Here is a 15,501-nt window from a genome sequence, read left to right on the forward strand (position 1 = left end):
TTGCGAGAACACGATGAAGCACTAACTTGTGTAAATTTGATTGAATTGTATAGATTTAGTTAAGTTTATCGTATCGGTGTGAGAGTGATACGGAGATGGAAGTGGTATTTATGTATGGCCTTACTCGGTATAGCAGTATGGAACGTATACACAAATGGAATTACAAAGTATGTGGAGAAGTTAACATTCTTCAATATACAAAGCGGAATGAGTAATAATGATGAAAAGGTCATCTTATCAAATGTACCTTTCATTCAGCAGTTACCAGAGTTAGATAGAGGTTGTGAAGTGACGAGCTTAGCGATGATGTTACAATACGCAGGTATTACAGTGGATAAGATGAAATTAGCAAACGAAATAAAGAAAGTTGATTTTATGAAAGATGGTGTACGTGGGAATCCGAATGAAGGATTTGTAGGAAATATTTATACCTTTTCTGAATCAGGATATGGTGTATATCATGGACCACTTTTTCAATTAGCGAAAAAGTATTTACCTAATAAAGCTGTGGACTTAACAGGGAAGAGTATAGAAGAACTTTATAAGAGTGTAACATCAGGACAACCGGTAGTCATGATTACAAATGCAACATTTGCGCCATTAGATGAAGATGAATTTACTACATGGGAAACAAATAGTGGAGATGTTTCTATTACGTATAATGAACATTGTGTAGTACTTGTTGGATATGATAAGGAATTTGTATACATTCGAGATCCTCTAAGTGATAGTTTAGATGTAAAGGTACCGAGAGAAAGTTTTGAAAAGGCATGGGTACAAATGGGGAGTCAGGCGATTAGTTATGTATAAGATAAATAAAATGAAGGAGGCTACTTTAGCCTCCTTCATTTTATTTGTTTTCTGTCGCATTGATTACAAACTGATCATAATATTTTTCATTCACATATATATTTAATAACCATAATCCAGATGAAGGTAGTGACATAGTGAGAGGGAGTTCGTTTGTAGTGGAATCAATTGTATTTGAAGTAGTCCAAGTTGGCTTGGAAGTTTCTTGTTGAAAGAGTACGGGTGTTGGAGTTACTGATCCTTGCTTTAGTGCAATAATAGATAGTTTTCCAGTGGGCATTTTGGGATCTAAAAAGTACCACATCATTTCATTTTTTTCATTTGCGATAATAGGGCTATCGGCCATTGCAATTTTGTCTTCGATACCTTTTAAAGGTATTTTTTCTTGTATGAAGGAGGGTGTTTCTTCCCAATTTACATCTTTTAAAACGCTAAGGTGAAAGAAGGAAGGTGCATTAACTTGAGTGGATGACGTTGCGATAGCTTCTTTTTTTGTTGCTTCTGAATCAAGTTGCCCTTGTGTGCATCCAGCGATGAGAAAGGAGAAAAGTAGCATAGTTCCGATTTTTTTCATGGTGTCACACCCCTAATTTTTATTATTAGTGTAATTGTATTTGCTAGAAAGCGGGACAATTCCTTTAAAGTATAAAAAGAGGTCGTAAGTTTTGTACGACCTCTTTTGACATTTTTTATATTTGTTCAGATGTAAAGGCTGGCTCATTCTCTTTTTGCGGCATCGTTAAGAAAATAACAGAAAGAACGATACATACGCCACCTAATAATTGATACGCTCCAAAAGATTCATTCAGCCAAGCGATTGAAACGATGGCAGCTACAAGTGGTTCAATACTAGATAAAATGCTTGTTTCTGTTGCTGCTAAATATTTCAGACTACCGATATAAAGAAGAAAAGAAAGAGTTCCACTTATGATGATAAGAATAAGCATTGAAAAAGTTTTTGTTGTAAAAGTTTGCGAAAGCTCATGCCATCCAAACGAGCGATTACAAATAAGCAGGGCAATGCCGCCAATTAACATCCCCCATCCAATTACTAGGGTTGTTCCGCATTCTTTAATAAGGGAAGCTGGATGGAGGGTATAAAATGCAAATCCAATTGCTGTTAATAGACCAAAAATAATGGCTTCTTTCGATAAAACAATATTTTCAATTGAACCGTTTGTAATAATAAAGTATGTCCCTGTTAGCGCAGTTACAATTGCGAGTAGTTGCATAGAAGCAGGGAATTTTCGTTGTTCAAATGCGACATAAATGGTAATAAAAACAGGACCTAGAAATTGAAATAATGTCGCTGTGACCGCGTTACTAATATGAACTGTTTCGATAAAGGCGTATTGTGCACCGAGCATGCCGAGAATAGAGAAAATAATAAGTTGTATAGAATGTCTAGGGTGTTTCCAAATTTGAAAAATGTTTTGTTTCTTTATCAGTAAAAAAGATAAAATAAATATTCCCGCAAGCAACAATCGAATTGTTAAAAAATCAATTGAGGATACATTAGTATGCTGAAATAGCCACTGAATCATTGGACCAGATAATCCCCATAATGTAGCTCCTGTAATAATCATAATGAGTCCGATACGTCTACCATTGTTCATTATCATGTTTCTCCTCTCCAGTATTTGATTTTTTATGTGTGACATGATAAAAGGAATTATATATAACTTCTGGTACTGTAAAAAGTATCAGATTTCAGTTTTATTAAGGGGTCAGATATCATGTTAGAACTAACGCCTAATTTAAATGTGAATAGTAAAAGAGCATTGTACGTGCAATTGTATGAGTATATAAAAAAAGAGATTAAAGATGGAACGATTGTCCCTTTTACGAAATTACCGGCTAAGCGAAAGTTAGCGATACATTTACAAGTAAGTAAAAATACAGTAGAGGCAGCGTACGAACAATTACTTGCAGAAGGTTATATTGAGTCGATATCGAGAAAAGGTTATTTTGTATGCAAGATTGAGCAAATGGTTCATGTAGAGGATAGCGAAGAGAGAATAGAAGAAGTACTGTTTCAGGAGAAGAGTTATAAATTTGACTTTACACAAACAGGCATTGATACAAATGCTTTTCCATTCAATATGTATCGGAAAATTGTAAATGAAGTATGGCAGCCGTATAATAACGAACTTCTCTTTCTAGGACACCCTCAAGGGGAAGCGAGCTTAAGAGAAGAGATTACGAATTATTTGTATGAATCTAGAGGTGTACGTTGTTCAGCTAGTCAAATTGTATTAGGTGCGGGAACACAAATATTAGTGAAACTATTGTTTCAATTGTTAAAGGGAAGCAATTATGCAGTGGAAAACCCAGGGTATCATAGGAAAATGGTCGTTTTTGAACAGGGAGAAGAGAAGGTTCAAATGTTGTCTTTAGATAGGGACGGCATTTGTATGGCAGATTTAGAAAATAGCAATGCGAATGTTGTATTTGTTACACCTTCCCATCAGTTTCCGTATGGAATGATTATGCCTATTACGAGAAGGACGCAGCTTTTACAATGGGCGAAGAAAGCGAAAGACAGGTATATTATTGAAGATGATTATGATAGTGAATTTCGCTATTCTGGAAAGCCTATACCGGCGCTGCAAGGGTTAGATACAGAGGGGAAAGTTATTTATATGGGGACGCTATCTAAAGCATTATTGCCATCGCTACGGATGAGCTATATGGTGTTGCCGAAGAAATTAATTAAAAAGTATCAACAGCAATATTTATTTTATACACAAAGTGTTTCAAGAATGGACCAAGAAGTGATTAGAAAGTTTTTAAATGAAGGCTATTGGGAAAAACATATTCATAAAATGCGTGTCGTCTACCGAAAAAAGAGGGATCGACTTGTCTTTGAAATAGAAAAGTATTTCTCTAATCGTGTTGAAGTGATAGGAGAAGATTCAGGATTGCACATTTTATTACAAGTGCATAATGGAATGCGAGAAGAAGAATTAATTCAAGAAGCTGCGAAACATAGTATTAAAGTATATCCTGTTTCTACGTACTATAAAGACGGTACTGCACCTGAAAATGTCGTTTTACTTGGGTTTGCGATCTTATCAGAAGAAGAAATTGCAAAAGCGATTCAACTATTAAATACAGCGTGGTTTAGAAAAAAAGTAAAAAAACATCCTCATACATGAGAGGATGTTTTTTATTATTTATTTATTTATTTATTTATTTATTTTCGTCTAAGAATAAGACCATATGCTCTTCGTCCCAATATTGTCCGTTATATTTTAATGAACGTTCTTGCACACCGAATGTTTTAAATCCTAATGATTCATAAAGTTTTTTTGCTCCATCGTTGCCAACAACAACATCAAGCATAACTTGTTCTACTTCTAAAGATTTAGCAAGTTCAAGACATTCTTTAATAAGTGCTTTTCCTGCTCCAAGTCCGCGTGCTTTTGGAGATACATATACAGAACCGATTTTAGCTTTATGTTCTTGTTTTACATATGGTTTCGTTTCCAGTGTTGCAACCCCGATTAATTTTCCATCTTTGAATGCACCTAGCGTATAGTTTTCATCTTGTGCTAATTTTTGTGCTTTATATTCAATCGCACACTCTTTATTAATAATATCTTCATAAGAAGAGCTAAAAGCTTCAGGGTTTTGCTTTAATCCTTCTACACGAAGTTCTAAGTAAATTTCCGCTTCGTCTTTTGTTAATACATGGATATCCAATTATATCACCCTCCAAATCTTTGACAAATGTATCTTTACCCCGCTATTTGTGGGCAGTAGACTCCAACTTTAAAATCCAGCGAATGTGCGGAAGTTAGATTGGAGATAACTGCCCGTAAATGCCCGATTGGTTCAACTAATAATCCATGGGGTGAACCCTTCCATGGATTAAAGTTTCACTTTATTTTATATTGAAATAAGAATAATTTCAAAAGCTTAGCCTAAATGAGCTGATTTTATGAACAAAATAACACCAGTAGTGTTTACTACTACTGGTGTTTTCACACACATATTATTCAAAAGGTAGCTCAATTATAAAGGTTGTTCCTACGCCTAATTTGCTTGTTACTAGAATGGAACCGTTATGCAATTCCACAATTTCTTTCGCAACAGCTAGCCCGATACCTTTTCCTCCAGTAGCTCTCGTTCTAGATTTATCAACACGATAAAAACGATCGAAAATATGCGGAATATCTTCCTCAGGAATACCTTCACCTTCATCTTGTACACTTATTGTAAAAGAATTTGTTTCTGTGAGTACGCGTATTGTAATAGTGGTGTTTTCTAGCGAATGTTGATAAGCATTGTGTAATAAATTTAACATAACTTGTTCCATACGTCTTTCGTCTATGCAAACTTCTAAATCGTCTTTGCAATATACATGGAGTTGCATTTGTTTGTTAGTTAATGTTGTTTTTGTTTTTTCAACCATTCGTTCTAAAAATGGTTGAAGGGTCACTTTTTGTTTTTTTATAACAAATTGGTGTTGTTCTAATTGTACAAGCATAAATAAATCTTGAACGAGATCAGTTACACTATCTGTTTCATCCTCAATGATTTGTAAGTATTCTTCTCGCTCTTCTTTCGTTAAAGTGTCTCTCTTTGCTACTTTCGCATAACCTTTCATATAGGTCAATGGAGTTAATAGTTCATGGGCGACACTAGCAAGAAATTCATTGCGTTCTTTTTTCATATAAGTTAGTTCACTGGACAAATCTTCAATCGTTTTTGCTAAGCTTCCAAGTTCATCATTCCGTTTAATACCTAATTGAATTGGCTTATTTAATTTTGACATTTTTTCTGTTGCCCTCTTCATTTTTATAAGCGGTTCTGTAATAACACGAGAAAAAACAAAGACAGAAATAGTCGTTAAAATAACAGTCAAAACACTAATGATAAGAAATTGGTTCATGAGTTTAAGCAACATATTTTCTAAAAAAGATGTTTTTAATAACATATATAACTTTCCTTGAAACTCTGCTGTATTAAGTGGGCTTACCGTTGTGATGAATTTTGATTTTTTCCAGTTCTTTTCGACAACTAATCCGTTTTCTGGAATATATTGTGTTTTACAAGTAAGTTGTTTTTGCATCGCCTTTGTTACAGGTTCTGAAGTGGAAATGATTTTTCCATTATTGTCCGTTATAATGATAGCTATATCAGAGTTAGCAATTGATTCTGATTCAACTAAGTGTTCAGCTTCATCAGCGATATCGAACTCTGGGTATATAGGGCGCTTAGGATTTTTATTGTATTCAGCGCGTTCGCCGTGTTTCTTTTCTTTAGCAAATGCACTCCACTTTGCGCGTTGTGTAATTTTGTTACTATAGCGATTACCTTTTTCTAAAAGAGCAAGTGTTTCTTCCTCAATCCGCATTGTTGAAATGCTTTTGTAAAAAGATACGAAAGCAATTGTTTCAATACATAAAGCTAATATTAAAAAGTATGTCCCAATTTTAAGTGAAAGTTTACTCATTTTCTCACCATACCTTATTTCATATAAAGGGTCAGTGGTATGGTATTTTCCACTGACCGAAGTAATTATTCACTTTTCCATTTATATCCGACCTTATAAACAGTTTCTAAGTAATTTTCAACTGGAAATCCTTTTTTACGTAATTTATCACGGATATTGCGAATATGTGAATCGATTGTTCTATATTCAATGTCTGTTTCATAACCCCAAATTTTTTCGATTAAATCATCTCGGCTATAAGCACGGTTTGTATTTTGTAAAAATAGTCCAAGTAACGAAAATTCGATAGGAGTCAGTGAGATTTTTTCATCATACACTGTGACAGTATGTTTCGTTTTATCCCACTCAATACCATTGGAGCTAACAAATCCATCTTTCTTTGTACGGCGTAATATAGCCTCAATTCGTGCAACTAATACATGCTCATCAAATGGTTTTGTAATATAGTCATCTGCGCCGATCGTAAGGCCTTTTACCATATCGTAATTTTGATTACGAGCTGTTAGCATAATGATTGGAACGTTGGAAATTTGACGGATTTGATAGCAAGTATCCCATCCATCCATATTCGGCATCATTACATCTAACAAAACAATATCGAAGTCTTTTTGTTCTATTAACTTTAGTGCTTCAAGGCCAGAGGTAGCTTTCATACAAAAATAGCCACGAGGACTTAAGAACAGATCTAATAATCGTAACATACGTTCTTCATCGTCTACTAATAAAATTTTTACCATAATCTTGTGCACCCCAAACTGTTCATTCTACTTGTATAGTTTACATGAAAATGATAAAAAACTCTTTTTATGTGATTGAGTGGAAGAGTGATTTCTCGCTCAGAGTAATTGACATAAAAAATGCACTAGTTTTGCACAACTATTTTTTATAATAGAAAACGTAGCGACACAAAATACCCTATGTTGCGACATAACGTCATGTCATTTTATTTATAAAATGACAATTCCATTCTATTGTGTATGTGAGATAGAGAGGGTTTTCGTATTCACCTCGCATCGGATAAGAAAAATTTCCTATCTCACACTTTTTTTAAAAGGAGATCATACACATGAATCCGAAAGAAGAAATTTCAAAAAAAGAAAAGCAAGATCGTAATACGGTTGTCATGTGCGTTGCCGTATCTATGGTTATTATTATAAGTTGTGTAAATAAAATTTTGGGGATTTTATAATATAAAAAAAGCTTATTGCTTCTTAAGAAGCAATAAGCTTTTTTCGTTGTTAGGGGGAGTATTTTTATCCGACTTTAATGGGCAGTAAGACCCCCACTTCAAAATGCAGCGAAAGCAAAGAAGTTAGGTGGGGGGCGGGCTTCCCATAAAAGTCCGATTGGTGAGGGCTGATTAAAGTTTCACTTTATATAATAAACCAAGGTAAAATTGCTAATCCAGAAGTTACAATTGCTGTAGTAAATATTAAAACCATAGCTCGTTTGTTTTGTTTCATGTCACATTCTCCTCTACATATCAAGTACATGCGATCAGCGTGGGATGTAGTTCCCCACTGAGTAAAGTTTTACTTTACACTTTTAGTATAATGAATGGAAAGGTTTGGTACGATCGATAAAGGTGACATGAAGATTACATTGTTGTAATGAAAAAAGCACCTTTCTTAATAAGAAGATGCTTTTAAAAACTATATTGAAGTATTAATCATTTAAGAATAGAACCATATGTTCCTCGTCCCAATATTGACCGTTATGTTTTAATGAACGCTCTTGTACGCCGTAAGTTTGGAAACCTAATGATTCATATAATTTTTTTGCTGCATCGTTACCAACTACAACATCGAGCATAAGTTGTTCTACATGTAATTTATCGGCATTCTCAATAATTGCTTTAATGAGAGCCCGTCCTGCTCCAAGGCCACGTGCTTTAGGGGAAACAAAAACGGAACCGATTTTTGCTTTATGTTCTTGTTTAATGAAAGGCTTTGTTTCTAAAGTAGCAATGCCGATTAAATCGTTATCTTTGAAGACCCCTAGAGTATACTTATCCGGATTGCTTAATCGTTTTGCCATAGCAGCTACAGGATCCTCATGTTTCAGAACATCTTCATAAGAAGAGCTAAAAGCTTCCGGGTTCTTCGTTAAACCTTCCATACAAACTTTTAAATATATTTCTGCGTCCTCTGTCGTTAATAAGCGAATTTCCATCGTTGTAACCTCCTTGGTCGATTTTAAATCAAATAAATCCATTACATATATAAGAATGTGTATGCGTTTTGTTAGCAGTCTCTTTTAATTTGTAAAAGAATGAAAAGATATATGCTACAATATTTTGTTTTTAATTATGTAATGAAATTATATATTAACTTTATTAACTATTCAAGTGTTTGATATGTTACATTTTCATAACTAAAATAACTCCTCGATTGAGGAGTTATTTTAGTTATTCGATCGATAACCATCAATTCGATGTGGATGTGTGTAAATATTACAAGATTCATTTCTAATAAATCCTACGACGGTAATGCCTAAATCGTGAGCGAGTTGCAATGCTAATTTTGTTGGTGCGGATTTAGATAGAACAATTTCACATCCGATTTTTGAAACTTTGAGTAAAATTTCGGATGAAATGCGTCCGCTAAATGCAATGATTTTTCCTTTAACAGATATATCGTTGCGTAAACAATGTCCATATATTTTATCTAATGCATTATGTCTTCCAATATCCATTCTTGATAGGAGGATATTGTTTCGATCACATAGCGCGGTATTGTGAACACCGCCAGTTTGGCGAAAGGTAGTGGAAGATTGTTGTAAAGTATTCATTAAGTAAAAGCATTCTTCAGGAGTAATTTTTACATGTATATCATGTAAATCTTTTGCTTTTGCTGCATCGTTAACGAAAATAAAACCTTGTCTACCTTTTCCGCAGCAGGAAGTGATGTATCGTTTATTATATAAATTTTGATAGAGCGGATTTATTTTTGATGATGTTACATGGACAATTCCGTTATCTTTTTGCACCCATAGTTCTTCAACATCTTTATAAGAAGAAATAATCCCCTCAGAAATTAAAAACCCAATTACCATATCTTCAATATAATTTGGTGTACATACGACTGTTACATATTCTTCACCATTCAATTTAATCGTGATAGGAGATTCTGTAACAATCTCATCCAGTTGTTTTGAAAATGTACCAGATTGATAGCGTACAATTGTATACGTTTCTTGCGTAGGCTCCATATTAAATTCCCCTTTTTTATGTAGTTCTCTCCCATATTTATCATAAAACAACGGAAAAAATAAAAACACCTATTAGGAAGAAGATCACAGATTATTTTGGTTATTATTGTATATGTACGATATAATAGAACTGTAGAATAGTGATATTTTCAAGCTTTCGTAGTTATACCTTATAACATCTAGAATCGACTTCATAAGAAAGCATTTGGGCAGAGCGTTTCAAAAATATGTACAGTAATGCGATTTTGAAAACGGATTCATAATTGTGTTGTACAGTTGGTTGTAAGGAGAGGGGAAACTATGGCAGAACAGACAGTCCGTGTAACCGTGGATGGTAAAGAATTTTCCACATCGGGTGAAAAGACGATACTACAATTATTTAACGAGAGTAATTTGGAACATCCTCAAATTTGTCATGTACCAGAAGTAGATCCAATTCAAACTTGTGATACGTGTATTGTAGAAGTAGATGGGAAGTTAATGCGTGCTTGTTCAACGAAATTAGAGAACGGTATGCATATTGAAAGACAGTCACAGCGTGCAAAAGAAGCACAGACTGAGGCGATGGATCGAATATTAGAGAATCATTTATTGTATTGTACCGTGTGTGATAACAATAATGGTAATTGTAAAGTCCATAACACCGTACATATGATGGGAATTGAAGAACAGAAATATCCGTATGAGCCGAAAGTAAGTGCTTGTGAAGTGGATATGTCACATCCGTTTTATCGGTATGATCCAAATCAATGTATTGCTTGTGGACAGTGTGTAGAAGTATGTCAAAACTTACAAGTTAATGAAACTATATCGATAGACTGGAGCTTAGATCGTCCGCGTGTTATATGGGATAATGGTGTAAGTATAAATGATTCATCTTGTGTAAGTTGCGGGCAGTGTGTAACAGTATGTCCATGTAATGCGTTGATGGAGAAATCCATGTTAGGTGAAGCTGGATTTATGACAGGATTAAAACCAGATGTGTTAGATCCGATGATTGATTTTGTAAAGGATGTAGAGCCTGGATATAGTAGTATTTTAGCGGTTTCAGAAGTAGAGGCTGCGATGCGTAAGACGAAAGTGAATAAAACAAAAACAGTTTGTACATTTTGTGGTGTCGGTTGTTCATTCGAAGTATGGACGAAAGATCGCCATATATTAAAAGTGCAACCTGTTTCAGATGCACCGGTTAATGGTATTTCCACATGTGTAAAAGGTAAATTTGGATGGGACTTTGTAAACAGTGAAGATCGAATTACGAAGCCATTAATTCGCCAAGGAGATATGTTTGTTGAAGCTTCATGGGAAGAAGCGTTAGAAGTTGTTGCTTCCAACATGCAGCATATTAAATCTGAATACGGCAGCGATGCATTTGGATTCATTTCTTCATCGAAAGTAACGAATGAAGAAAATTACCTTATGCAAAAACTAGCTCGACAAATATATGGAACGAATAATGTAGACAATTGTTCTCGTTATTGTCAATCTCCAGCAACAGATGGTTTATTTAAAACTGTCGGTATGGGCGGCGATGCAGGAACAGTGAAAGATATAGCTGAAGCAGGACTTGTCATTATCGTTGGTGCGAATCCAACAGAAGGGCACCCTGTACTTGCGACGCGTGTAAAACGTGCTCATAAATTACACGAGCAAAAACTGATTGTAGCAGACCTTCGTAAACATGAAATGGCAGAGCGTGCGGATTTATTTATTCATCCGCGCCAAGGTACGGATTACGTATGGCTTGCTGGTATTACGAAATATATTATTGATCAAGATTGGCATGATAAAAAGTTCATAGCTGAAAATGTGAAGAACTTTGATGAATATAGCACAATGCTAGAAAAGCATACGCTTGATTATACAGAAGAAATTACGGGGATTTCGAAAGAAAACCTGAAAGAAATGGCTCGTATGGTATATGAAGCAGATGGAACTTGTATACTTTGGGGAATGGGTGTAACGCAAAATACAGGAGGAAGTACAACATCTGCTGCTATTTCAAATTTACTGCTTGTTACGGGGAACTATCGTCGTCCTGGCGCAGGCGCATATCCATTACGAGGTCATAATAATGTACAAGGTGCTTGTGATATGGCGACATTACCAAACTGGCTTCCAGGTTATCAAGCAGTATCGGATGATACGCTTCGTGCTAAGTTTGAAAAAGCATACGGCACAACGATTCCGAAAGCACCAGGATTAAATAATATTGCAATGTTACTTGCGGCAGAAGAAGGAAAACTACGTGGTATGTATGTCATGGGAGAAGAAATGGCTTTAGTCGATTCCAATGCGAACCATGTGCAACATATTTTAGCGAATTTAGACTTCCTCGTTGTTCAAGATATGTTCTTATCAAAAACAGCTCGTTTTGCTGATGTTATTTTACCAGCGGCACCAAGCTTAGAAAAAGAAGGAACGTTTACGAATACAGAGCGACGTATTCAAAGATTATATGAAGTATTAAAACCACTGGGCGATTCAAAACCAGATTGGTGGATTTTACAAAAAGTTGCTCGTGCACTCGGCGGGGATTGGAATTACGAAAGTCCAAGTGAAATTATGGACGAAATTGCATCGCTTGCACCGTTATACTCTCAAGCAACGTACGATCGTCTAGAAGGATGGAATAGTTTATGTTGGGGTAGCCATGATGGTAGTGATACACCGCTATTATATGTAGACGGATTTAACTTCCCAGATAAACTAGCTCGTTTATCATTAGATGAATGGGTACCACCAGTTGTAGCGCCAGATGAGTATGATTTACTTTTAAATAATGGACGTATGCTAGAACATTTCCATGAAGGGAATATGACGAATAAGTCGGCTGGTATTTTATCTAAAGTATCTGAAGTGTTCGTTGAAATTTCACCTGAACTTGCTATAGAACGCAATGTGAAAGATGGTGGTCTTGTAGAATTAGCATCACCATTTGGCAAAATTAAAGTACAAGCGCTTATTACTGATCGTGTAACGGGGAAAGAGCTATACTTACCGATGCATGCAACGATAAATGAAGAAGCGATCAATATTTTAACTGGGACGGCAACAGACCTTTATACGTGTACACCGGCGTACAAACAAACGATGGTGAAAATGCGTGTATTACGTGAAAAAGGAAATCGTCCGTTACCATCTTCAAACCCGCGAGATAAAAAGCGTAATCCGCAAAATGGTGTTGAAATCGAGCAAAAATGGCAAAGAAAACAATACGTATCACTCGTGGACTAGGGGGCGAAGATAGTGGCGAAAGAAATTACTTTAATTAAAAAGAAAGTTGTAACAGAGGAAGAACAGAAACAGCAAGTAGCAGATGAACTTCTAAATGAGCTATCTAATAATCGTGAAGCAGTAGAAGAAACGATGCAACTGTTAGCGCAGTTGCAGAAGGCTGGAATATTAGATGCGGCGATTAGTTTACTTGCTGCGAAGGAAGATGTTTCAAAAATCGCTGTGGAGCAATTAAATCGTGAACCAGTTAAAAATGTACTTAACAATATGATGGGTGCGGGGGAAGCACTATCCTCAGTTGACCCAGAAGTAACGAAGCAAATTACCTCGAGCTTAGTCACTGGATTGCAATTTGCAACAGATGAATTAAAAAGTGGTAAAAAAACAAAAGTGATGGATTTCTTTAAAGTGTTAAAAGATCCAGATATCAATAGAGCCATTACATTCGGTTTTAGTTTTTTGAAAGCATTTGGGCAAGGGTTAGAGAAAAAATAGAGTAAGTGAAAAAGTGATGGGAAGTAGCCATCACTTTTTTCATTGTATGTATAAGAGTGTTCATGTTAAGCGGAATATATTATTATTAAAGGGATGGGTTAGAAATGGAAATGTGGAATCCATCTCAAATATCGTTTTAGAATGTGGAGGAATATATGCAACACCGTAAAAGACTATCTATACCAGGAGTAATGAGACATTCCTTTCAAACTGTTAGATTTGCTTTTTGGAATGTGTTAACATTCCAACTTGCTTATAAATTGTTAGCAGCGATTGTGTTTATCCCACTTTTCGGTATTATTTTCAATAAATTGTTGTACTTTGGTGGGTATGCAAACGCAACAAATGATGAGTTATTAGCATTTTTGAAAACCCCATACGGGATTTTGGCGATCGTAATTTTATCTATATTGGCATTGTTCCTGATCTTTACAGAGTTTGCAGTACTTATTATCATTTCGTACTTCGCTCATAAAAGGCAAAAGGTGAGATTACGTCCGATTTTATATAAAACAGTAACGTATTTACCTTCTCTGTTTACATATTGCTTACCTGGCTTTGTTTTGTATGCAGTTGTACTATTACCACTATTAAGTATGGGATATAAATCTGCATTGATTCCTGAAATTCAAATTCCTAATTTTATTACAGGTGAACTATTTAAGACAACAATGGGGCAAGTTGGATATTATACTTTCTTTGCTGTAGTTGCCTATTTGAACCTTCGTTGGATTTTTGTTTTACCTATTATTGTTTTAGAGGAGAAGCCGTTCCGTACGGCAGCACGAAAAAGTGCAACCTTAGTAAAAGAAAGCTTCTTTAAAGTGTTGTTCTTTTTAGTAGGTTTTTTCATATCTGTAGGAATTGTTTTTCTTTTATGTGTAGGAATTTATTTACTTTGTCTGTGGGGAGTATATGAATTTACAAACCCAGAAGGGACATTTGCACTACTAGCAGAGTCAACTATTTCAGTTTTCCTAACAAGTACATTGTATCTATTTAGCTTTATTATGACGCCGTTCTATATTATGGCGTTAACAAGATTGTATTTACAAAAGGTTCCAGTCGAAGATGTTTTATTAGAAGAAGGATTAGATTATTCAAAGACGAAGGCAGATAAATGTTTCTTCCAAAAACATCGTTGGAAATTTATTGGTGTATATATTGTAGGAATTATTACGGCGGGAATGGTTGTTGCTTTCATTGTGACCTTTATTACAAACACATATAAAGAACCGATTATTATGGCTCATCGCGGTTATATTTCAAAAGGTGTAGAAAATACGAAAGAAGCTGTGCAGGGAGCTATTGATGCGAAAGCAGACTACGCTGAAATTGATGTACTACAAACGAAAGACGGTGAACTAGCAGTTATACATGATTTGAAGTTGAAACGTCTTGCTAATGCTAATGTTCATGTTTCGGATTTAACGATGGACGAGTTAAGGCAGCTTACCCTTAGTCAAGATGGTTTTTCAGGACAAATCAGTACGCTGGATGAAATCATTAAGTTGGCAAAGGGTAAAATCAAACTCAATATTGAAGTGAAGCTTCATGGTGGCGAAAAAGAATTTGTAAACAAAGTATTAAAAACGATTAAAGATAATGAATTTGAGAAGCAATGTGTTATTCAAACGTTACATTACCCGCTTATAAAAGAGTTTAAGCGTGCAAATTCAGATATAAAAGTCGGATATATACTGTATGCAAGTAGAGCCAACTTAAAGAATGTGAAAGCTGATTTTTATGTAGCAGAAGAATACATGTTAAATAAGAAATTAGTAAAAGAAGCAAGGAAGTTAAACAAACCAATTTACGTATGGACAGTAAATTATATGGAAAGTTTAAAGGGATATTATAAATTGAACGTAGATGGTATCATTACCGATTATCCTGAAGATGCACGTGAAACAATTAAGATGTTAAAAGAGCAAGAAGAGGAAGAAAGTGATCTGTTTGATAAAATTACCGAAACAACAGATGATTTATTTTCCAAGTTATTTATAAGTTATCCGGCTGCTAGCTAAATGCTAGCAGCTGTTTTTTTGGAAAGAATATATCCCTAAAGTATTGTTTAAACTCATAACTGTATATGTATACGGCATCATTGGTGTTTCTTACATTGTTACATTATTGTCGAATAATAAATGATTGCTGTTTATTTTAAAGGAGTATAATAAAAATAGAGTGGTAGATAATGAGATGGAACAAAGAGGCTAATAGAATCAATGTTCCATATATTTACACTATTCTAAATATATAAACTTTAAAAATATAGTATGTTAGCG

At 34.9% G+C, this 15,501-nt stretch carries 13 protein-coding genes; 6 read left to right on the top strand and 7 right to left on the bottom strand.

What is annotated here, in order from left to right; translation table 11 throughout:
• Positions 1–84: 84 nt before the first annotated feature.
• Positions 85–810, top strand: coding sequence for a C39 family peptidase (locus tag PDQ68_RS15565; protein ID WP_061183660.1), 726 nt, complete (start codon positions 85–87; stop codon positions 808–810).
• A 40-nt stretch (positions 811–850) separates the two neighbouring features.
• Here the strand turns inward: PDQ68_RS15565 and PDQ68_RS15570 are convergent, their stop codons facing one another.
• Positions 851–1,384, bottom strand: coding sequence for a DUF4871 domain-containing protein (locus tag PDQ68_RS15570; protein ID WP_061183661.1), 534 nt, complete (start codon positions 1,382–1,384; stop codon positions 851–853).
• 115 nt (positions 1,385–1,499) lie between these two features.
• Entirely contained in the window at positions 1,500–2,426 is a 927-nt protein-coding gene (locus tag PDQ68_RS15575) for a DMT family transporter (RefSeq protein ID WP_061183662.1), read from the bottom strand.
• Positions 2,427–2,546: 120 nt separating this feature from the next.
• Here PDQ68_RS15575 and pdxR point away from each other — a divergent pair, with 120 nt between their 5' ends.
• Entirely contained in the window at positions 2,547–3,968 is a 1,422-nt protein-coding gene (pdxR, locus tag PDQ68_RS15580; RefSeq protein ID WP_016716426.1) for a MocR-like pyridoxine biosynthesis transcription factor PdxR, read from the top strand.
• Between the two features lie 34 nt (positions 3,969–4,002).
• Here pdxR and PDQ68_RS15585 read toward each other — a convergent pair whose 3' ends face one another.
• From PDQ68_RS15585 to PDQ68_RS15595, 3 genes are all read right to left on the bottom strand, one after another.
• Positions 4,003–4,515, bottom strand: a complete 513-nt coding sequence (locus tag PDQ68_RS15585) for a GNAT family N-acetyltransferase (RefSeq protein WP_000351212.1) — start codon at positions 4,513–4,515, stop codon at positions 4,003–4,005.
• Positions 4,516–4,807: 292 nt separating this feature from the next.
• Complete coding sequence (locus tag PDQ68_RS15590; protein WP_061183663.1) at positions 4,808–6,271, bottom strand: HAMP domain-containing sensor histidine kinase; 1,464 nt, start codon at positions 6,269–6,271, stop codon at positions 4,808–4,810.
• A 65-nt stretch (positions 6,272–6,336) separates the two neighbouring features.
• Positions 6,337–7,008 (bottom strand): response regulator transcription factor, encoded by a 672-nt coding sequence (locus tag PDQ68_RS15595; protein ID WP_061183664.1) that lies wholly within the window; start codon positions 7,006–7,008, stop codon positions 6,337–6,339.
• 329 nt (positions 7,009–7,337) lie between these two features.
• Here PDQ68_RS15595 and PDQ68_RS15600 point away from each other — a divergent pair, with 329 nt between their 5' ends.
• Positions 7,338–7,460: a hypothetical protein gene (locus PDQ68_RS15600; RefSeq protein ID WP_001068392.1), complete on the top strand. Its 123-nt coding sequence runs from the start codon at positions 7,338–7,340 to the stop codon at positions 7,458–7,460.
• 476 nt (positions 7,461–7,936) lie between these two features.
• Here PDQ68_RS15600 and PDQ68_RS15605 read toward each other — a convergent pair whose 3' ends face one another.
• Both PDQ68_RS15605 and fdhD read right to left on the bottom strand, forming a co-directional pair.
• Entirely contained in the window at positions 7,937–8,443 is a 507-nt protein-coding gene (locus tag PDQ68_RS15605) for a GNAT family N-acetyltransferase (protein ID WP_000405875.1), read from the bottom strand.
• 231 nt (positions 8,444–8,674) lie between these two features.
• The gene (gene fdhD / locus PDQ68_RS15610; protein ID WP_016716428.1) at positions 8,675–9,481 is read right to left on the bottom strand and encodes a formate dehydrogenase accessory sulfurtransferase FdhD; all 807 of its coding nucleotides are present in this window, start codon (positions 9,479–9,481) and stop codon (positions 8,675–8,677) included.
• Positions 9,482–9,781: 300 nt separating this feature from the next.
• Here fdhD and fdhF point away from each other — a divergent pair, with 300 nt between their 5' ends.
• The 3 genes from fdhF (at position 9,782) to PDQ68_RS15625 (ending at position 15,240) form a co-directional block, all read left to right on the top strand.
• Positions 9,782–12,718, top strand: a complete 2,937-nt coding sequence (gene fdhF, locus PDQ68_RS15615; protein ID WP_061183665.1) for a formate dehydrogenase subunit alpha — start codon at positions 9,782–9,784, stop codon at positions 12,716–12,718.
• A gap of 12 nt (positions 12,719–12,730) precedes the next feature.
• Positions 12,731–13,213 (top strand): helical membrane plugin domain-containing protein, encoded by a 483-nt coding sequence (locus PDQ68_RS15620; RefSeq protein ID WP_061183666.1) that lies wholly within the window; start codon positions 12,731–12,733, stop codon positions 13,211–13,213.
• A gap of 155 nt (positions 13,214–13,368) precedes the next feature.
• Positions 13,369–15,240: a glycerophosphoryl diester phosphodiesterase membrane domain-containing protein gene (locus PDQ68_RS15625; RefSeq protein WP_061183667.1), complete on the top strand. Its 1,872-nt coding sequence runs from the start codon at positions 13,369–13,371 to the stop codon at positions 15,238–15,240.
• The last annotated feature ends 261 nt before the right edge of the window (positions 15,241–15,501 follow it).

This window comes from Bacillus cereus group sp. Bc010 (assembly GCF_027716745.1).
Classification (GTDB): Bacteria; Bacillota; Bacilli; order Bacillales; family Bacillaceae_G; genus Bacillus_A; species Bacillus_A pacificus.

Coding starts and splice junctions, on each gene's coding strand:
- PDQ68_RS15570 (WP_061183661.1), bottom strand. CDS start 1,384: ATGAAAAAAATCGGAACTATGCTACTTTTCTCCTTTCTCATCGCTGGA.
- PDQ68_RS15575 (WP_061183662.1), bottom strand. CDS start 2,426: ATGAACAATGGTAGACGTATCGGACTCATTATGATTATTACAGGAGCT.
- pdxR (WP_016716426.1), top strand. CDS start 2,547: ATGTTAGAACTAACGCCTAATTTAAATGTGAATAGTAAAAGAGCATTG.
- PDQ68_RS15590 (WP_061183663.1), bottom strand. CDS start 6,271: ATGAGTAAACTTTCACTTAAAATTGGGACATACTTTTTAATATTAGCT.
- PDQ68_RS15595 (WP_061183664.1), bottom strand. CDS start 7,008: ATGGTAAAAATTTTATTAGTAGACGATGAAGAACGTATGTTACGATTA.
- PDQ68_RS15600 (WP_001068392.1), top strand. CDS start 7,338: ATGAATCCGAAAGAAGAAATTTCAAAAAAAGAAAAGCAAGATCGTAAT.
- PDQ68_RS15605 (WP_000405875.1), bottom strand. CDS start 8,443: ATGGAAATTCGCTTATTAACGACAGAGGACGCAGAAATATATTTAAAA.
- fdhD (WP_016716428.1), bottom strand. CDS start 9,481: ATGGAGCCTACGCAAGAAACGTATACAATTGTACGCTATCAATCTGGT.
- fdhF (WP_061183665.1), top strand. CDS start 9,782: ATGGCAGAACAGACAGTCCGTGTAACCGTGGATGGTAAAGAATTTTCC.
- PDQ68_RS15625 (WP_061183667.1), top strand. CDS start 13,369: ATGCAACACCGTAAAAGACTATCTATACCAGGAGTAATGAGACATTCC.